Origin of the sequence: Burkholderia anthina, assembly GCF_001547525.1 — a bacterium.
In the GTDB taxonomy this organism is placed as follows: domain Bacteria; phylum Pseudomonadota; class Gammaproteobacteria; order Burkholderiales; family Burkholderiaceae; genus Burkholderia; species Burkholderia semiarida.
Window position 1 is genome coordinate 2,454,768 of record NZ_CM003768.1, and the last position, 19,245, is coordinate 2,474,012.

Genomic DNA, 19,245 nt, shown 5'->3' on the forward strand with positions numbered 1-19,245 from the left:
TACGGAGGTTATCCACTGTGGAGCACAGGGTTTGTTAACTATCACTACGTATATATACGAACCCTGTTAACACCTTTGGATAAGCACAGTCCGTCGACTGTGCTCCGCGCACGCCGTGCGCTTCGTGTAGCGATTGGATGAACGAAGTCGAAAACTGTGGAGAGCCTTGACCGATGCTTGGACCAGCCGCTCTGTAGAATTGCCGTCATCCTTGGTGAGCGGTCACGCGAAGACATACGAGGTTCCGATGGTGTCGCGCGGTGCGATTGATCTGTCCGATGGCGAGCGCAGCGTCCGGGTGTTGAGCGACGCGCAGCCATGGGATTGGAAATCAAAGGTGAAATGATGCCGCTGGTGAATTGTTCATATCACGGACGTGTCGGAGGCGAGCTCGCGACTCGTGCTGTGTCCGAACTCGTCAACGATCGTGGCAACAGGAAGGGCGGCCGCGGGGTCGTGCCGTTGACGCTGGTGCGCGATGAGATCGAGTTTCCGGGCTACATGCTCGAATCGGAAGCGACGAAGCTGCTTGAATCGGGCGGGACGCACGCAGGCGGAGGCGTCTATCGGTTCGACGATGACGAGCCGATGGAGACGGCGATCGGATGGTTGACGGCAACGTGTGTTGAATGCCTGAGGGAATTGATGGCCGGGCAGGAAGCAGGATAGAAGCGCGGCGTCTTCGAGGGGAGGCGATGGCCCAATTGAATTTCGGCGCGGTCGATCGATGCTCCGTCCGGCTCAATACCGCGACGCTGCTCGGCCTGAAGGCTGCCTACGAGGAATTTGCGAAGACCGGGCAGGACCTGCGTAACTTCGAGATCTACATCGAGGACGAAAGTGCAGCCAGGGTCGATCCGAAGCCCGAGGACGCCGTCATCGGTGTGACGTTCACAGCGAAGATGCCCACAGGCGTGCGCGGGCTCGGCAACGCGAGTCCGCTCGGGACGTCGATGAAGTATGTCGTCTCTCCGGAAACCGGCGAGATTCTCAGGGTTTATCTGATCAAGTGACTTCGGAGGCGATGAAGGTAGTCGGCCTTCATATGTGGATAACCGCGGTACAAAACGATGCGAAACGCTGTGCTCCGGACGGGTGAGCACCATGCATTCGACCATGCGAATCAGCCCGAACGTCTTGTCTGACGGGGATTTTCCGGAATAGCGCAGGCGATGTGGAGCGTCCTCGCGCGATCCGTAGTGATGGAATGTCTTGTGGATATCGAGCAGCCAACGCACGCGAAATCCTGTGCGCTCAACAGGCGAGGGTAAGCGAATTCGGTGCTATCCCCTCATCTATCGCTGCGACGACAGAGGCGTTCTCGGCGAAATAGCGGTGCTTGGGGACAATCGGAAGCATCGTCGTCATCGCGGTTTTCCTGGCGCCGGCCTATGCGTACGCGAGCGACCTCAGGACGACCCTGAAATCGGTCAGCCGCGGATCGCGTGTGTGGCCGAACCCAACAGTGTCTGGCTGATGTTCCTCGTGCCGTACAACTTCATCGAGGACTTCTTCATTATTTCCAACGTTGTGAAGTCCCTGGAAGCGGAGTCTCGTATCAATCCGGCGCTGTCGGGTTTGCGCTCGCTCGGCCGGATCAGCTGCATCGGGTGGTGCTTGCCCACGTTCTTTCGTTGATACGCAATGCCATGGGCTCCGTCGCCGGCGGCGTCAAGGTTTTCCTCTGGGTTTGGCACTGGGTGTTTGTGCGCCGAGCCAACAAGATGCTCGCCGGCAGCCAGGTTCCCATGGCGACTCTACCTGGACGGACAGGATCGCAGCCCGCCTTGGAAGCCAGATCGCTTGCCCGTGATCGATGTGGATATCCCGTTCCGCAGCGACTCGAAACCCTGTGATTCCAAAGGTGAGGGCGCCGCCGGGGTTCCGATGTGAACAACAGCCCGGGAAAGTCAGTCGAAACGCTGTGCGCTCGACTGGTGAGCATGAACTCGTTCAAGCCCGCCGGGCCGCCCCACAAAAGCCGCTGGCGGTCACCACCAACCGCCTGCCGGGCGCGCATCCCGCTACTTCAAGTCTGCTGATCGAGCGCCTGCGCGATCGCCTTCTCCCCGACGCTGCCGGCCGGCCCGACTACCGCATAATTGAGTCCGTTCACCGACCCATACCGCGCGAGCAGCGCGCCATCCGCGCGTTGCCCGTTCGGCAACAGCCGATGTCCCGATTCCGCCGGCCGGAGATAGAAGCTCAGCGTCCGTCCCGCATCATCCTCATAGAGCACCATCGCAGCAGTAGCGCCGCTGTCCGTCGTGAACAACCGCCCACCGACCGGCCTGAACCCCGCCGCGCTCAAATCCGGCAGCTTCGCCGATGCGCCCACGCCTTTGGTGAGCCATCCCTGCAAATCGCCCGCACCGGTCGGCCGGTAATCGACCTTGGCCGTTCGATCGACCACCATCATCTGATAAGCCTTGACCGCATCGCTCATCGGCGCGATGGGCGGCGGCGCGTTCCACCCGCGCGCCTGCCATCCGCCGACCGTTCCGAGCCCGACGCAGAACACGAACGAAGCCGCCATCGCGAACCGCATGCGCGCGCGCTCGGCCCGCCGGCCGCGAATCGCGGCCGGGTCCAACGCGGGGTTGTCCGCCGGCATCCGCACGCTCTCGAGCGCAGCCCGCAACCGCTGCGCGTCCTGCTGCCATTGCTTCACCTGTTCCGCGCGGGCCGGATGCAGCGCGAGATAGCGCTCGACCGCGGCGCGCGCATCGTCGTCGAGCTGGCCGTCGACATAGGCCTGAAGGTCATGTTCGTTCGGAGGCGTGTTCATTTTTTCATCAACCGCAAGGAAGGAGCAGGAAGTTCGCCGTCGCTCAGCTGGCGCAGCGCCTGGCGCGCGCGCGACAGCCGCGACATCACGGTGCCGATCGGCACCTCGAGCAGGTCGGCCACTTCCTGATAGGTGAAGCCTTCGACCGCGACGAGCAGCAGCAGGCTGCGCTGTTCGTCCGAGAGCCGGCCGAATGCTTCGAGCGTCGCGCGCGCCGCGAATTCGCGTTCGGCGGACGGCCAGTGCGCTTCGTCGTCGTCGTGGATGCGGCCGAGCAGCCACGCGTAGCGCTTCGCGCTGCGTTTGCCGTCGAGAAATTGTCGGTACAGGATCGTGAAGAGCCAGCTGCGCAGCGACGCGTCGTCGCGACGGCTCGTCCAGCGCGACAGCGCGCGCTCGAGCGTCGACTGGACGAGATCGTCGGCCGCATGGACGTCGCGCGCCAGCCAGAGCGCGAAACGTCGCAGCCTGGGGATGAGTTCGCGCAATGCTTCGTCGTCGAGGGCGGTGGAGGGCATGGCGGGGCCGGTGGCCGAAAGGGTCGTGGATGCCGCGTAGGACGCCGGCCGGCATCGATTATTCCCTCCAGCATACGAAAAAACTTTTCGTGGAATAAAGCGGCGCGGGCGGCGTCCTACGCGCGTTCGACAATGATCTGACGATCGGGAGTACATTCATGAAGCAATCTTCTTCTTCGCCGCAGCGCGAGCCCGGGCGCGGGTGGTGGCGCTGGGCCGTGATCGGCGGCGCGGTGGCCGGCGTGGCGGCGGCGTTCGGGTATGCCGGCGGATGGCTCGCGCCGGCGCGTCTGACCCCACACCGGCTCGTCGACGCGCTGCAGACCAACAGCGGCATCCATCCCGGCTACCGGCGCAATCACGCGAAGGGCGTGTGCGTGACCGGCTATTTCGAAGGCAACGGGGCCGCGAGCGCGTATTCGGTCGCGCCGTTCTTCAAGCCGGTACGCACGCCGGTGGTCGGGCGCTTCGCGTTGCCGGGCGGGAACCCGTACGCGCCCGACAGCAGCGTGCCGATCCGCAGCCTCGCGCTGAAGCTCACCGCGCCGGACGGCCAGCAATGGCGGACCGGAATGAACGCGATGCCGGTGTTTCCGGTCGCGACGCCGCAGGCGTTCTACGAGCAGACGCTCGCGACCCGGCCCGACCCGAAGACGGGCAAGCCCGATCCGGCGAAGGTGAAGGCGTTCTTCGGCGCGCATCCGGAGGCGGCCGCGTTCCTGCAATGGGTGAAGGGTGCGAAGCCGAGCGCGAGCTACGTCACCGAAAGCTATTACGGGTTGAACGCGTTCTACTTCGTCGATGCGGCCGGCAAGCGCCAGGCCGTGCGGTGGCGTGTCGTGCCCGAGCAGACGGCCGGCGCCGGGGACGTCGCGACGGCCGCGGATCCGAACGTGCTGCAACAGGACGTGACGCAGCGCATCGCGGCCGGCCCGCAGAAGTGGAAGCTGCTGGTCACGCTGGCGGAGCCCGGCGACCCGGTGGACGACGCGACGAAGATCTGGCCCGAGCAGCGCCCGACGATCGATGCGGGCACGCTCGTGCTCGACCGCGTGGAGGCGCAGGACAGCGGCCCGTGCCGCGACGTGAATTACGACCCGACGGTGCTGCCGCAAGGGATCCAGGTGTCGGGCGATCCGTTGCTGGCGGCGCGCTCGGCCGCGTATGCGGATTCGTATCTGCGGCGCACGAGTGAAGAGGCCGGCGTGGCAGGCGTGGCGCGAGTGAGTGGGGAGGGACGGTGATGAAGGCTTCGACGACGTTTAGTTTGCCGGCGCGGGTGCTGCACTGGGTGATGGCCGCGATGATCCTCGCGATGCTGTTCATCGGAGTGGGGATGGTGGCGTCGGTTTCCGGGCGGCACGAGATCCTGGTGGCGATTCACAAGCCGCTGGGTGTGGCCGTGCTGGTGCTGGTGTGCGTGCGGATCGTGGTGCGGATGCTGTCGAAGCCGCCGGCGTTGCCCGACGATCTGCCGTGGTGGCAGAAGGTGGCCGCGCACGGGTCGCATCTCGTGCTGTATGCGCTGATGGTGGCGATGCCGCTGATCGGCTGGGCGATGCTGTCGGCGGGCGGATATCCGGTGACGTTGGGCGGCGGTGTGCAGCTACCGGCGCTGGTGTCGGCTGATCCGGTGACGTTCGCCTGGCTCCGGATTGCGCATCGCGTGCTGGCGTATCTCTTCTTCCTGACGTTCCTCGCGCACTTTGCCGCGGCGCTGTATCACGGGCTGATTCGGCGGGACGGCGTGGTGAGGGCGATGGTGGGGCGGTAATCGACGGAAGGTTGCGTTCGATACGGCGGGGGCTGTTCAAGGGCGACCGAGGCCGCGCCTGCCGTGTCGTCTTATATATGAGCACTGGGAAGTGCTCGGCGGCCCCCGCCATAGCACGTCAAAAATATTTCACAAAAGGGGTTGCGGAGACCGGGGCGGATGCATAGAATCACGCCTCTTTCGCGCTAACGGAAACACGGCGCGGGGGAAGAAGAGGGAAGCGGTGCTGTTGCAGTCTGTTTTATCGATTCCAGTGCACGCGAAATTAAACCGCAGTCGTCGCAACGAAGTAGTTAAAAAAGTTGTTGACGAGTCTCAAAAAACGGTTGATAATCTCGCTTCTCTGCTGCTGAAAACGCAGCGCTGCCGGGAAACACGGAGTTCCTCGCAGAAACGCTCTTTAAAAATTAACAGCCGATAAGTGTGGGCGCTTGATGAAAGCGAGCTGATCCTCGGATCAGATAGCGAAAGTATCAAGAGTCTCACACTAAAGTAAGTCAGGTTTATGAAGTGATTCATATTCCTGTCAGCTTTGAGTGAGCGACCGGTTCTACGGAACCGAAAACAGTAACAGGTTTGAACTGAAGAGTTTGATCCTGGCTCAGATTGAACGCTGGCGGCATGCCTTACACATGCAAGTCGAACGGCAGCACGGGTGCTTGCACCTGGTGGCGAGTGGCGAACGGGTGAGTAATACATCGGAACATGTCCTGTAGTGGGGGATAGCCCGGCGAAAGCCGGATTAATACCGCATACGATCCATGGATGAAAGCGGGGGACCTTCGGGCCTCGCGCTATAGGGTTGGCCGATGGCTGATTAGCTAGTTGGTGGGGTAAAGGCCTACCAAGGCGACGATCAGTAGCTGGTCTGAGAGGACGACCAGCCACACTGGGACTGAGACACGGCCCAGACTCCTACGGGAGGCAGCAGTGGGGAATTTTGGACAATGGGCGAAAGCCTGATCCAGCAATGCCGCGTGTGTGAAGAAGGCCTTCGGGTTGTAAAGCACTTTTGTCCGGAAAGAAATCCTTGGCTCTAATACAGTCGGGGGATGACGGTACCGGAAGAATAAGCACCGGCTAACTACGTGCCAGCAGCCGCGGTAATACGTAGGGTGCAAGCGTTAATCGGAATTACTGGGCGTAAAGCGTGCGCAGGCGGTTTGCTAAGACCGATGTGAAATCCCCGGGCTCAACCTGGGAACTGCATTGGTGACTGGCAGGCTAGAGTATGGCAGAGGGGGGTAGAATTCCACGTGTAGCAGTGAAATGCGTAGAGATGTGGAGGAATACCGATGGCGAAGGCAGCCCCCTGGGCCAATACTGACGCTCATGCACGAAAGCGTGGGGAGCAAACAGGATTAGATACCCTGGTAGTCCACGCCCTAAACGATGTCAACTAGTTGTTGGGGATTCATTTCCTTAGTAACGTAGCTAACGCGTGAAGTTGACCGCCTGGGGAGTACGGTCGCAAGATTAAAACTCAAAGGAATTGACGGGGACCCGCACAAGCGGTGGATGATGTGGATTAATTCGATGCAACGCGAAAAACCTTACCTACCCTTGACATGGTCGGAAGCCCGATGAGAGTTGGGCGTGCTCGAAAGAGAACCGGCGCACAGGTGCTGCATGGCTGTCGTCAGCTCGTGTCGTGAGATGTTGGGTTAAGTCCCGCAACGAGCGCAACCCTTGTCCTTAGTTGCTACGCAAGAGCACTCTAAGGAGACTGCCGGTGACAAACCGGAGGAAGGTGGGGATGACGTCAAGTCCTCATGGCCCTTATGGGTAGGGCTTCACACGTCATACAATGGTCGGAACAGAGGGTTGCCAACCCGCGAGGGGGAGCTAATCCCAGAAAACCGATCGTAGTCCGGATTGCACTCTGCAACTCGAGTGCATGAAGCTGGAATCGCTAGTAATCGCGGATCAGCATGCCGCGGTGAATACGTTCCCGGGTCTTGTACACACCGCCCGTCACACCATGGGAGTGGGTTTTACCAGAAGTGGCTAGTCTAACCGCAAGGAGGACGGTCACCACGGTAGGATTCATGACTGGGGTGAAGTCGTAACAAGGTAGCCGTATCGGAAGGTGCGGCTGGATCACCTCCTTTCCAGAGCTTCTCGCACAAGTTGAGCGCTCACGCTTATCGGCTGTAAATTAAAGACAGACTCAGGGGTCTGTAGCTCAGTCGGTTAGAGCACCGTCTTGATAAGGCGGGGGTCGTTGGTTCGAATCCAACCAGACCCACCACCGTCTTGTGTGGCGGTACACACCTGGGGCATCTGTACTCATGGGGGCATAGCTCAGCTGGGAGAGCACCTGCTTTGCAAGCAGGGGGTCGTCGGTTCGATCCCGTCTGCCTCCACCAATCTTCAATGACAAGCGTTCGAACGAAGCGTGGTTCGAGTCTTTGTCATTGGCGATTGAGCCAGTCAGAGCGGTACGAAAGTATCGGCTGTCGTTCTTTAACAATCTGGAAGAAGTAAGTAATTTGGATAGCGGAAGCGTCTTGAGATGGACGTGGAAACTATCCGGGTTGTGATTGTATCGATGTATCTCAAGATGATTCGAACTTCATTGTTCGGCTCGATTTTGGAATACGGCACAACGCGAGAACTCAACCTGTAGCGACTGTCGTCCCCCATGCGGGGATGGGGCCCTCGTAAGCGCTAAAGCGCTAACGATGGCCGACATGAGACAGACTCGTTATAGGGTCAAGCGAACAAGTGCATGTGGTGGATGCCTTGGCGATCACAGGCGATGAAGGACGCGGTAGCCTGCGAAAAGCTACGGGGAGCTGGCAAACGAGCTTTGATCCGTAGATGTCCGAATGGGGAAACCCACTCCTTATGGAGTATCCATGGCTGAATACATAGGCCATGCGAAGCGAACGCGGTGAACTGAAACATCTAAGTAACCGCAGGAAAAGAAATCAACCGAGATTCCCAAAGTAGTGGCGAGCGAAATGGGATGAGCCTTGCACTCTTTATTTGTATTGTTAGCCGAACGCTCTGGAAAGTGCGGCCATAGCAGGTGATAGCCCTGTAGGCGAAAACAGTATGAAAGAACTAGGTGTGCGACAAGTAGGGCGGGACACGTGAAATCCTGTCTGAAGATGGGGGGACCATCCTCCAAGGCTAAATACTCGTGATCGACCGATAGTGAACCAGTACCGTGAGGGAAAGGCGAAAAGAACCCCGGGAGGGGAGTGAAATAGATCCTGAAACCGCATGCATACAAACAGTCGGAGCCTCGCAAGGGGTGACGGCGTACCTTTTGTATAATGGGTCAGCGACTTACGTTCAGTAGCAAGCTTAACCGTATAGGGCAGGCGTAGCGAAAGCGAGTCCGAATAGGGCGTTCAGTTGCTGGGCGTAGACCCGAAACCAGGTGATCTATCCATGGCCAGGATGAAGGTGCGGTAACACGTACTGGAGGTCCGAACCCACTAACGTTGAAAAGTTAGGGGATGAGCTGTGGATAGGGGTGAAAGGCTAAACAAACCTGGAAATAGCTGGTTCTCTCCGAAAACTATTTAGGTAGTGCCTCGTGTCTCACCTTCGGGGGTAGAGCACTGTCATGGTTGGGGGGTCTATTGCAGATTACCCCGCCATAGCAAACTCCGAATACCGAAGAGTGCAATCACGGGAGACAGACATCGGGTGCTAACGTCCGGTGTCAAGAGGGAAACAACCCAGACCGCCAGCTAAGGTCCCCAAATATAGCTAAGTGGGAAACGAAGTGGGAAGGCTAAAACAGTCAGGAGGTTGGCTTAGAAGCAGCCACCCTTTAAAGAAAGCGTAATAGCTCACTGATCGAGTCGTCCTGCGCGGAAGATGTAACGGGGCTAAGCTATATACCGAAGCTGCGGATGCGAGCTTGCTCGCATGGTAGGAGAGCGTTCCGTAAGCCTGCGAAGGTGCCTTGTAAAGGGTGCTGGAGGTATCGGAAGTGCGAATGCTGACATGAGTAGCGATAAAGGGGGTGAAAGGCCCCCTCGCCGTAAGCCCAAGGTTTCCTACGCAACGTTCATCGGCGTAGGGTGAGTCGGCCCCTAAGGCGAGGCAGAAATGCGTAGCTGATGGGAAGCAGGTCAATATTCCTGCACCATTGTTAGATGCGATGGGGGGACGGATCGCGGAAGGTTGTCCGGGTGTTGGACGTCCCGGTCGCTGCATTGGAGAAGGCGCTTAGGCAAATCCGGGCGCGGGATTCAAGGGTGTGGCGCGAGCTCCTTCGGGAGCGAAGCAATTGGAAGTGGTTCCAAGAAAAGCCTCTAAGCTTCAGTCTAACGATGACCGTACCGCAAACCGACACAGGTGGGCGAGATGAGTATTCTAAGGCGCTTGAGAGAACTCGGGAGAAGGAACTCGGCAAATTGGTACCGTAACTTCGGGATAAGGTACGCCCTTGTAGCTTGACTGGCCTGCGCCAGGAGGGTGAAGGGGTTGCAATAAACTGGTGGCTGCGACTGTTTAATAAAAACACAGCACTCTGCAAACACGAAAGTGGACGTATAGGGTGTGACGCCTGCCCGGTGCCGGAAGATTAAATGATGGGGTGCAAGCTCTTGATTGAAGTCCCGGTAAACGGCGGCCGTAACTATAACGGTCCTAAGGTAGCGAAATTCCTTGTCGGGTAAGTTCCGACCTGCACGAATGGCGTAACGATGGCCACACTGTCTCCTCCCGAGACTCAGCGAAGTTGAAGTGTTTGTGATGATGCAATCTACCCGCGGCTAGACGGAAAGACCCCATGAACCTTTACTGTAGCTTTGCATTGGACTTTGAACCGATCTGTGTAGGATAGGTGGGAGGCTATGAAGCCGGAACGCTAGTTTCGGTGGAGCCGTCCTTGAAATACCACCCTGGTTTGTTTGAGGTTCTAACCTTGGCCCGTGATCCGGGTCGGGGACAGTGCATGGTAGGCAGTTTGACTGGGGCGGTCTCCTCCCAAAGCGTAACGGAGGAGTACGAAGGTACGCTAGGTACGGTCGGAAATCGTGCTGATAGTGCAATGGCATAAGCGTGCTTAACTGCGAGACCGACAAGTCGAGCAGGTGCGAAAGCAGGTCATAGTGATCCGGTGGTTCTGTATGGAAGGGCCATCGCTCAACGGATAAAAGGTACTCTGGGGATAACAGGCTGATACCGCCCAAGAGTTCATATCGACGGCGGTGTTTGGCACCTCGATGTCGGCTCATCTCATCCTGGGGCTGTAGCCGGTCCCAAGGGTATGGCTGTTCGCCATTTAAAGAGGTACGTGAGCTGGGTTTAAAACGTCGTGAGACAGTTTGGTCCCTATCTGCCGTGGGCGTTGGATATTTGAAGGGGGCTGCTCCTAGTACGAGAGGACCGGAGTGGACGAACCTCTGGTGTACCGGTTGTCACGCCAGTGGCATCGCCGGGTAGCTATGTTCGGAAGAGATAACCGCTGAAAGCATCTAAGCGGGAAACTCGCCTTAAGATGAGATATCCCTGGAGGCTTGACCTCCTTGAAGGGTCGTTCGAGACCAGGACGTTGATAGGTCGGGTGTGTAAGCGCAGTAATGCGTTCAGCTAACCGATACTAATTGCCCGTAAGGCTTGATCCTATAACAAGTCTGTCTCGATGCCCGTTAGCGCTTTAGCGCTTACGGACATCGAGCGTCGAGTGCGAGGCACTCGACGTACGACGGTTGAAGTACCGCGTACGTGTGAGATACAGCTCACAACCCAAATCAAGATTACTGCTTCTTCCAAGATTGGTTGCGCTGCGAAGCAACGCAACAACCCCCTTTGCCTGATGACCATAGCGAGTCGGTCCCACCCCTTCCCATCCCGAACAGGACCGTGAAACGACTCTACGCCGATGATAGTGCGGATTCCCGTGTGAAAGTAGGTAATCGTCAGGCTCCCTAAGCCAAAAACCCCCGCCCGACAAGGCGGGGGTTTTTGCATTTGAGCGGCGCGAGATGTGCGTGGAGCAGATAAGGCTCGATTTAATTAGAGCCAGACGGCATCACTCGCTTGCCAGGAATTCTTGTTGGCTGGCGATTAGCGAGGCGCCACATGCAGTCTTCATCCCATCCAGCGCAACGGGGCGGCCTTCAATCGTGTACTGGCTGGAGCCCTGAACGATCGGGTAACCGTGCATGCAAACGCCCCAGAGCGTGTAAGGCCAACATGGACCAGCCGACCGTTCTGCAGATGCGCGAAAATAACCGGGAATGTGCGATGGCGCGAGACCTGATCAACAAAAAGTGCTTCGCGGGTGGAGACGCCAACCACCGTAACGAAGCACTCGAAGCCTGGGCGAATGTTGCGAAGTGCGAGGGATTACTAAAATGAGCTTGAATTTCTCAATGTTTTCAAACGATCCCTTCCCGAATGGAGAGCCGATCACAGACAGATCGGGGATTGAGTCATGTGCTGTCGACGATTTTTTTCGAGGAAAGAAGCGCTTCGAAATAACGCTCAAGGAATTAAGAGAAGACTACGAATGCGATGAGTCGGCTTGCCTCACTTTTATGAAGCCGAAAGCGTTTGCATTTTTTCTTCCGTTGTTCATGAAGATAGCCACATATGAGTACGACGAGGCGGACAATATACCCGATTCTCTTGTCTACAAATTGCACCGAATGGCAACAGGTGGGGCGAGCGACTGGCTCGATGAAATCTCGAAGACGTATGCAAAAGATCAGCGAAATTGCATCATTGATTTTCTAGACGAGATGAGCCGAATCGAGTGGCGGCACCAAGATCCCGACTTGGCGGCAGATGCTGCCAGCCTGCTGCGTGAGATATTTTGATCAGCGTTTTTCGGTCGGAGCCGAATTTGAGGGTTCGAGTTGGGCGATCTGAATCAACGTGGTGCAGTGGGGGATCCGTCTCATAATTCGGACTTCCCGACTGCCGGCATCTGCTCGAGCGCCCGGGTCGGCGAAGCGGAGCCATCTACGGCGGTCCCGACGACATGGTCAAGGCACAGTCGAGGCCACTCTTCGCCTTCCGCCCCTGACGTCCGGACTGGGATGCCCCGATTCTGGATGCGGCTGTATTCGTCGTCCTCGCACCCTGGAATCCACTGATCGCGTTTCGGCCCTCGGGTAGTACAGCGTAGCGCCGCTCGGTCGTCATTTCGTCGTGCAAGTCACGAAGCCGTTTCCCTGCAGTCGGCGTGACCTCTGTAGGTTGTCGTAGATGGTGAAAAGTACGCCATTGATTTTATGGAAGTTTTTCACTAACTCTGACACGGTCCTCCAAACCATGTGTCACTATTCGTGAAAAAAAGCGGCAGGATTGTCGCAAAAGGTGAAAATTCTCGAGGGTGGGTCGCCGCGTACCGCGAGCTGGTTTCGACTGACCCTGTCCCGTAATACGGCCGGCCCCCACTGAGATTTCCTCGGTGGAGCACGGCCATGAAATCGGATCGGATCTGTGCCGCCTGCGGCGCACCCTTCACTCCGCTCTTACACATCCCGCATCAACGCTTCTGCTCGGCCAAGGCGTGCCAGCGTGCTCGCCGGCGTGCATGGCAGCACCAGCGCATGCGAGTCGATCCCGACTATCGCGAGAATCAGATCCGCGCCCAGGCCAGCTGGCGGGCCCGACATCCTGACTACTGGCGGCACTACCGCGAGACGCACCCGGCCTATCGAGATCGCAATTGCGCGATGCAGCGACGACGAAATGTGCGGCGCACCGCTGGTGCTGTTGCAAACATGGACGCGTGGTCGGCCCATCGCCCGCTGGCATCTGGGTTCTATATCCTGCGCAACGCGGTTGAGGCCGGCGTTGCAAAGATGAACGCGTGGACGGTGCACATCGCCGTGCTGTCTGAGCCGAGGCCTGTTCCGGCGTGATTGCAAAGAGATGACGTGTACGACAAGGGTCTATGGCCTGCTACCTTGGCTGTGTACTCGCTCGCATTCGACGTCGTTGCAAGGCGCGACGCGTCCGCCGATACAAGTCCATGTAGTTGATGTCGTGGACGGCGCAGCGGGGAGCGGTTGCCGGTGGGAGCTGGATCGTGGACCTCGAATGCACATGCGAATCCGTTGGCGAGCAGACTTGCAGGATGCGGGCTGCTGAATACGTTCGGATGTCGACGGAGCACCAGCAATACTCGACGGAGAATCAGCGTGATCGGATTCGCGACTACGCTGCTCGTCGCGATCTCGAGATCGTACGGACCTACGCCGACGAGGGTAAAAGTGGTTTGCGAATCGATGGGCGCCAAGCGCTGCAGCAGCTGATCCGGGACGTGGAAACCGGCATGGCCGATTTCCAGGTGATCCTCGTCTATGACGTAAGCCGCTGGGGACGATTCCAGGATGCAGACGAAAGTGCCTATTACGAGTACATCTGCCGGCGCGCAGGCATCCAGGTTGCCTATTGCGCCGAGCAGTTCGAGAACGACGGCTCGCCAGTTTCGACGATCGTCAAAGGCGTGAAGCGCGCGATGGCCGGTGAGTACAGCCGCGAGTTGTCAGCGAAAGTCTTCGCCGGCCAGTGTCGGTTGATCGAGCTCGGTTTCCGGCAAGGCGGCCCGGCAGGCTATGCGTTGCGCCGGATCCTGGTCGACGAGCATGGCCTCATGAAAGGGGAATTGCAACGCGGTCAACACAAGTGCCTGCAGACGGACCGCGTCATTCTGATGCCGGGCCCGGATAGCGAGGTGCGTATCGTCAATCTCATTTACAGCTGGTTCATCAATGAGTCACTCAATGAGCACGAGATCGCCGCACGCCTGAACGGCATGAATGTTCAGACGGACCTTGGGCGTCCCTGGACTCGGGCAACTATTCGGGAGGTGCTGACCAACGAAAAGTACATCGGCAACAACGTCTACAACCGTGTGTCGTTCAAGCTGAAGAAATCGCGCGTCACGAATCCGTCGGAGATGTGGATACGCAAGGAGGGGGCGTTCGAATCCATCGTGCCGAGCGAAACGTTCTATACCGCGCAGGGCATCATGCGGGCGCGCGCGCGGCGCTACTCGAGTGAGGAGCTTATCGAGCGTCTGCGAAACCTGTATCGAAGCCGAGGTTTTCTATCGGGCGTCGTGATCGACGAAACCGAGGGTATGCCGTCCACCTCGGTTTATGTGTATCGCTTCGGCAGCTTGATTCGTGCGTACCAGACGGTTGGCTTCACGCCCGGCCGTGACTATCGTTATATCGAGACGAACCGCTTCATTCGGCAACTGCACCCAGAGATCGTTGCCGACACGGAAAAGAAGATCGCGGATCTCGGCGGATCCGTGTCACGCGATCCGGCGACGGACCTGCTGACTGTGAATAGGGAGTTCACTGCCTGCATCGTGCTGTCACGGTGTCAAGTGCGCGGGAGCGGCCGTAACCGCTGGAAGGTGCGGTTCGACACGAGCCTGCTGCCGGATATCACCGTGGCAGTCAGGCTGGACCAGAGCAACTCGACTGCGCTCGACTACTACCTGCTGCCGCACATCGACTTTTGGCAGCCTCGTATCAGCCTCGCGGACTGGAATCCGATCGAGTTCGAGAGCTATCGCTTTGACACGCTGGACTACTTATACGGTATGGCACAGCGTGCTCGGCTGAGGAGAAGAGCATGACTCAGCGTGAGCAGCACGGTGAGGTTCGGATGATTCCCATCAGCCAGATCGAGGTGATCAATCCTCGCGAGCGCAATGGTCGAGTTTTCGACGAAATAGTCACCAACATCAAGACCATTGGCCTGAAGAAACCGATCCTGGTCACGCCACGGGCAACGGCAAGTGGCGTGGAGAAGTATCTGCTCGTGTGTGGCGAGGGGCGACTGAAGGCGTTCCGATCGCTCGGCGAAACGACGATACCAGCGCTGGTGGTGAGCGTGAGCGACGAAGACGCTTTCATCATGAGCCTGACGGAGAACATCGCGAGACGACAGTGCCGACCGCTCGAACTGCTCGCCGGCATACGCGAACTGCAGGAACGCGGATACGCCCCGAAGGCGATCGCCGAGAAGACGGGCCTCACACAGCACTACGTGCAGGGAATCCTGACGCTGCTGCATCAGGGCGAGGAGCGACTTGTGATCGCGGTGGAGAAAGGCCGAATCCCGCTGAACGCAGCGTTATCGATTGTTGGTGCCGGCGACGACGATGAGGCGATCCAGGCCGCACTGCAGGAGGCATATGAATCGGGGAGATTGCGTGGGCGCCAGCTGATGGATGCTCGGCGCGTCATCGAGCGGAGGAAGGCGCTCGGCCGCACGGCGAATCGAAACATGACGCGCAAGGTGATGGACGTGACCACATCGAGCCTCGTCCGAACGTATCAGCATGAAGTTGAGCGGCAGAAAACGATGGTGCGGAAGGCAGAGTTTACGCAGCAGCGGTTGCTGTTCATTGTCGGCGCCCTTAGGCAGCTATTTGCCGATGAGAACTTCTTCAATCTGCTGCGCGCTGAGGAGCTAGCGACTTTGCCGAAGTATCTGGCGGAACGTGTTTGGCCGAGCGGGAGTCCAGCATGACCGGCGTAGCACTTGGATTCATTCCGGAACCACTTTCCGTTCCGATCACGAGCATCCTGCCGTCACGGCGTACGCCTGCCGGCATGATGAACTCGCGAAAGTTCAAGCAAATCAGAAGCTCCATCGAAGAGGTGGGCTTGATCGAGCCCCTTTCGGTGACGGCGGTCGATCAGGCATCGGGCAACCACGTCCTGCTCGATGGGCATCTGCGACTGATCGCGTTGCAGGAGCTCCAGTTCAACACCGTGTCGTGCCTCGTTGCCACGGACGATGAGAGCTACACGTACAACAACCGCGTCAATCGACTTTCGACCATCCAGGAGCACTTCATGATTCGTCGGGCCGTTGAACGAGGTGTGTCTCCTGAGCGGCTCGCGAAAGCGCTGTCGGTAGATGTGTCTCAGATCATCAAAAGGATGGCATTGTTGGATGGGATTTGCGCTGAAGCGACCGAGCTCCTGAAGGACCGGCAGTTTTCACCGGAGCTCGCGCGGGCTCTGAGGAAGATGAAGCCGACGCGGCAAGTCGAATGTGTCGAACTGATGGTAGCGGCGAACAACCTTTCCGTGTCTTATGCGGAAGCGTTGCTCGTTGCGACGCCGGCATCTCGGTTGGTCGAAGGAAAAAAACCGAGAAAGCTTGCCGGCGTGAGCCCCGAGCAAATGGCAAAGATGGAGCGGGAGATGAGCAATCTGCAGGGGCAGTACAAGGTGGTCGAGCAGACTTATGGACAGGACGTCCTCAACCTCGTGCTCGCAAAGGGCTATCTTTCGAGGTTGCTTGGGAACGAGTCGGTGCGCCAGTACTTGCAAGTCCAACAGGCGGAGTTATTGGGTGAACTCCAGAATGTTGTCGACATGATCGCTCTGGAGCAGCCAGTGCTCGAAGGGACGACATGATGATGTGTATTAGCTGGGACTCGATCTGACAGGGAATCGGGATGACAAAGAACGGGTCATCAATGGGGGATGAGTTTCTCCTTAGCGGATTCGCCGTCGCTCAGTCCACCGCATAGCGTGCCCCTACACGCTATCTACCGCGCCCCCTGCGGTCGGTCACGTCACGCCTGCTCGACCAGTCCGGGGGGATGGCCCGAAGCACACGGAATGCGCTATCAGTATCGGGGGCTCACACCCACGAGCTCCAAAGAGAGCCGATCGACCATTGCCCTGCGCACTGGAATCCAATGCGCGTCAATTTCTTCATCATGGCCACTCCAGCTCCTAGTTCATCGATTACCGTGCATGTCGTGCTAGGGTACGACACGTCGCTTAGAGCGACCGTGCTCGTCCTACTTCGCTATCGTAGGCTGTACCATTCATCCGACGGCATCCCACGCATGGGTGGGCCGGCAGTGGTGGGGCCGATACGAGTTCATCCGCGACCAGTGGCTCCGAAGGGGTCTCCGGCTCCCTTACGTGCCCGTCGGTTTAAAATGCACCCTTACCCGTGCGTCTGGCTGTTCTGGAAGGCGGAAGGCGCCCCAGCAATTCAGCTGAAACACGCACTGGCAGTTGAACACAAGCCTGAGAATGATAATGTCGCAAAAAATTGGAGCCGCCCTGCTCTCCTACGCCGAAACGATCTGGAAGACGGCGGACACGCTCCGCGGGGCGGGCATCAAGGAGGGCGATTTCCCCAGCTACATGATGCCCTTTTTCGCGCTGATGCTTTTGGAATCGCGATTGCGGCGTTTCCGTGCGGAAAAGATCGCGCAGTTCGAAAAGGCAATGGGAATGGGCTTCGATTTTGAGCTCGCTGATCATCGTGAATGGTTGGAAGCTTCGGCGCGCGCTGAAAACAAAGGTTTTCACCCGGAGCTGCTGCTCTTGGGCAAGGGTCTTAAGGAGACGTGCGCGGTTCCTGGCGGAAATTTTCGGGGGCGCCTGCTTGCGCACTTGGAGCTCTATGACACTGAGACGAAGCGGTTGCTGGGGCTCGGGTATCCAGAAGGTGCGCCCAAATATCTCGACATCCAAGGAAAGGCTTCAGACCTTTTTTCACGCCCAAATAGCCCGCTTTACGCCTTCGCGTCTCGCTGGGCGGCGATCGACCTGACGCCGTTCACGAACTCGGAAGTCACCACGATCGAAGAGCATATAAAGAGGCGTTGGGGGGACATTTCAGCCGAAACCGCTGGCGAACAATACACACCGTCGGACGTGATCGACCTTGCAGCCGACTTAATTGTGAGCCTGCGAAAAGAAGGGTCGCTTGAAGACGGCGTTGCGGACGTCTATGACATGGCATGCGGCGGCGGGAATTTTTTGTTCGCGACCGAGGATGCATTGCGTCAGGCGTTCCCTCGTCTGTCCGTGCGCACGCGAGGACAAGAGCTCAATGACGCGCTATATGCGCTTGCAGCGATCGAGGCGCGCTTCCGGGAAGACTCGCGCATCGAGCATGAAAACACCCTGACGAACGATCTCTTCCTCTCCGAAAAATTTGATGTCATCGTCGCGAATCCACCGTATGGCAGCGATTGGAAGGATTTCAGGTTCGCTATCGAATCGGACGCGTCGGGCCGATTTTCGAGAGATCGCCTGCCGCCGATTTCGGATGGTCAATTGCTGTTCTTACAGCATGCCGCTTTCCATCTTGCCGAGCAAGGCGTCGCTACGATCGTCCATAACGGATCGACTCTCTTTTCCGGCGGAGCTGGCAGCGGCGAGTCTCAAACACGGCTCTGGTTGCTCAAAGAGCAAGACCTGGTCGAGGCAATCATCCAGTTACCGAGAGGCGAGTTTTTCAACACAGACATCTCCACCTACATGTGGGTCCTCAATAGGAACAAGCCGAGGCACCGAAGTGGAAGGGTCTTATTGATCAACGCGGAAGATTGCGGAACGAAGCTGGAACGTAATTTGAACAAGAAGAATTGCAAGATCTCGTCCGAGACGCGCGAGACGATTGTTCGAGCTTTTGAAGCGTACGCCGATGGACCACTGTCAAAGGTGCTGACGATCGACCAGTTGCTTTACAACGACGTCGAGATAGAGGTGCATCGACATGATGAAGAAGGGCGCGCGATTCAAGAGCCAGTGGAACTCAATTGCGACGAGCTGGAACTGTCTATCGACGATCGTCTCGTAAAGATCGTCCGCGGTGTGCTGGACGACGCCGAAAGCATCGGATCGACACCTGTGGCGGCCGCAGCAACACTTAACGAATGGGTCAAGCGCGCGACCTCGATTCACCTTGTCGCTTCGGACGGTAATCAGTGGCGCTGGGATGTCGAGAGCGGGCGACTGACTGAGGAAAGAGTCGAAGGCCACATGTCGCTTGGACTGGGACGTGTGTCGGTAAAGGCGAAGGTGTCGAAGTCAAAGAAATCGGGGGAAGTCGTAAAGGTGACGACGGTGATTGGTCCCCTCCTTGAAAAAGATCACGAGATAACGGCGTTTTCGTCGGACCCGTCCGAAAACGATCGCTTTATTGAAGAATTTTTGAACAGTTGGGTCCGAGAACCGCGAAGGCGCCTTGGACAAAAGCTCGGCTGCGAGATCAATTTCAATCGTTTTTTTCCGAAGCGGGTGCATGTTCCCAGCAGTGAAGAGCTCGCCAATGAGCTAGAGATTCTGGCGCGAGAGATGACCGATTTGCAGGCCGCGTTGGAAGCCGTCGGTGGCCGGAGGCGCCAGTGAAAGGGATTCGAGCAGAACAACCGCCTCTATGGATGCGGGGGCTTC

General features: G+C 58.1%; 15 protein-coding genes, 2 tRNA genes and 3 rRNA genes. 17 read left to right on the plus strand and 3 right to left on the minus strand.

What is annotated here, in order from left to right; genetic code table 11:
• Window positions 1-318 precede the first annotated feature (318 nt).
• From WS64_RS11235 to WS64_RS35215, 3 genes are all read left to right on the plus strand, one after another.
• A complete protein-coding gene (locus tag WS64_RS11235) occupies window positions 319-669 on the plus strand; it encodes a hypothetical protein (protein ID WP_244166548.1) in 351 nt (116 codons plus the stop codon).
• A 26-nt stretch (window positions 670-695) separates the two neighbouring features.
• The gene (locus tag WS64_RS11240) at window positions 696-1,013 is read left to right on the plus strand and encodes a hypothetical protein (protein ID WP_060966475.1); all 318 of its coding nucleotides are present in this window, start codon (window positions 696-698) and stop codon (window positions 1,011-1,013) included.
• 436 nt (window positions 1,014-1,449) lie between these two features.
• A complete protein-coding gene (locus WS64_RS35215; RefSeq protein ID WP_244166549.1) occupies window positions 1,450-1,638 on the plus strand; it encodes a hypothetical protein in 189 nt (62 codons plus the stop codon).
• 391 nt (window positions 1,639-2,029) lie between these two features.
• Here the strand turns inward: WS64_RS35215 and WS64_RS11250 are convergent, their stop codons facing one another.
• Together WS64_RS11250 and WS64_RS11255 are read right to left on the minus strand one after the other, a co-directional pair.
• Window positions 2,030-2,788, minus strand: coding sequence for an anti-sigma factor family protein (locus WS64_RS11250; RefSeq protein ID WP_060966476.1), 759 nt, complete (start codon window positions 2,786-2,788; stop codon window positions 2,030-2,032).
• Window positions 2,785-3,306 carry a sigma-70 family RNA polymerase sigma factor gene (locus WS64_RS11255; protein ID WP_059580351.1) on the minus strand — a complete coding sequence of 174 codons (522 nt, stop codon included), beginning with the start codon at window positions 3,304-3,306 and terminating at the stop codon, window positions 2,785-2,787. Before WS64_RS11255 ends, WS64_RS11250 begins: the two co-directional genes overlap by 4 nt.
• Before the next feature lie 158 nt (window positions 3,307-3,464).
• On the opposite strand from WS64_RS11255, the gene WS64_RS11260 reads away from it, so the two are divergent.
• The 7 genes from WS64_RS11260 (at window position 3,465) to rrf (ending at window position 10,974) form a co-directional block, all read left to right on the plus strand.
• Window positions 3,465-4,550, plus strand: a complete 1,086-nt coding sequence (locus tag WS64_RS11260; RefSeq protein WP_060966477.1) for a catalase family peroxidase — start codon at window positions 3,465-3,467, stop codon at window positions 4,548-4,550.
• Complete coding sequence (locus tag WS64_RS11265) at window positions 4,550-5,080, plus strand: cytochrome b (protein WP_185716590.1); 531 nt, start codon at window positions 4,550-4,552, stop codon at window positions 5,078-5,080. The genes WS64_RS11260 and WS64_RS11265 overlap by 1 nt, the downstream gene beginning before the upstream one ends.
• Before the next feature lie 578 nt (window positions 5,081-5,658).
• A 16S ribosomal RNA gene (locus WS64_RS11270) occupies window positions 5,659-7,191 on the plus strand.
• 63 nt (window positions 7,192-7,254) lie between these two features.
• A tRNA-Ile gene (locus WS64_RS11275) sits at window positions 7,255-7,331 on the plus strand.
• A gap of 42 nt (window positions 7,332-7,373) precedes the next feature.
• Window positions 7,374-7,449: transfer RNA gene (locus WS64_RS11280), tRNA-Ala, on the plus strand.
• 344 nt (window positions 7,450-7,793) lie between these two features.
• Window positions 7,794-10,674, plus strand: a 23S ribosomal RNA gene (locus WS64_RS11285).
• Between the two features lie 187 nt (window positions 10,675-10,861).
• Window positions 10,862-10,974: ribosomal RNA gene (gene rrf / locus WS64_RS11290) — 5S ribosomal RNA — on the plus strand.
• The 16S, 23S and 5S rRNA genes sit together here with 2 tRNA genes alongside, the layout of an rRNA operon.
• Window positions 10,975-11,081: 107 nt before the next feature.
• On the opposite strand, the gene WS64_RS35640 is transcribed toward rrf, so the two are convergent.
• Window positions 11,082-11,216: a PAAR domain-containing protein gene (locus WS64_RS35640; RefSeq protein ID WP_081103813.1), complete on the minus strand. Its 135-nt coding sequence runs from the start codon at window positions 11,214-11,216 to the stop codon at window positions 11,082-11,084.
• 29 nt (window positions 11,217-11,245) lie between these two features.
• Between WS64_RS35640 and WS64_RS34880 the strand changes: the two genes are divergently transcribed.
• The 7 genes from WS64_RS34880 to WS64_RS11315 all read left to right on the plus strand — a co-directional run bounded on the left by WS64_RS34880 (window position 11,246) and on the right by WS64_RS11315 (window position 19,200).
• Window positions 11,246-11,410 (plus strand): hypothetical protein, encoded by a 165-nt coding sequence (locus tag WS64_RS34880; RefSeq protein ID WP_167351615.1) that lies wholly within the window; start codon window positions 11,246-11,248, stop codon window positions 11,408-11,410.
• On the plus strand, window positions 11,407-11,871 hold the full coding sequence (locus WS64_RS11295; protein ID WP_059646003.1) for a DUF6714 family protein: 465 nt from the start codon (window positions 11,407-11,409) through the stop codon (window positions 11,869-11,871). The genes WS64_RS34880 and WS64_RS11295 overlap by 4 nt, the downstream gene beginning before the upstream one ends.
• Window positions 11,872-12,480: 609 nt before the next feature.
• A complete protein-coding gene (locus WS64_RS32695) occupies window positions 12,481-12,924 on the plus strand; it encodes a hypothetical protein (protein WP_081103814.1) in 444 nt (147 codons plus the stop codon).
• 119 nt (window positions 12,925-13,043) lie between these two features.
• Window positions 13,044-14,657 (plus strand): recombinase family protein, encoded by a 1,614-nt coding sequence (locus WS64_RS11300; protein ID WP_060966478.1) that lies wholly within the window; start codon window positions 13,044-13,046, stop codon window positions 14,655-14,657.
• Window positions 14,654-15,556: a ParB/RepB/Spo0J family partition protein gene (locus tag WS64_RS11305; RefSeq protein ID WP_060966479.1), complete on the plus strand. Its 903-nt coding sequence runs from the start codon at window positions 14,654-14,656 to the stop codon at window positions 15,554-15,556. The genes WS64_RS11300 and WS64_RS11305 overlap by 4 nt, the downstream gene beginning before the upstream one ends.
• Window positions 15,553-16,455, plus strand: a complete 903-nt coding sequence (locus tag WS64_RS11310; protein ID WP_060966947.1) for a plasmid partitioning protein RepB C-terminal domain-containing protein — start codon at window positions 15,553-15,555, stop codon at window positions 16,453-16,455. Before WS64_RS11305 ends, WS64_RS11310 begins: the two co-directional genes overlap by 4 nt.
• A 639-nt stretch (window positions 16,456-17,094) precedes the next feature.
• Window positions 17,095-19,200 (plus strand): class I SAM-dependent DNA methyltransferase, encoded by a 2,106-nt coding sequence (locus tag WS64_RS11315; RefSeq protein ID WP_060966948.1) that lies wholly within the window; start codon window positions 17,095-17,097, stop codon window positions 19,198-19,200.
• Window positions 19,201-19,245: the final 45 nt, after the last annotated feature.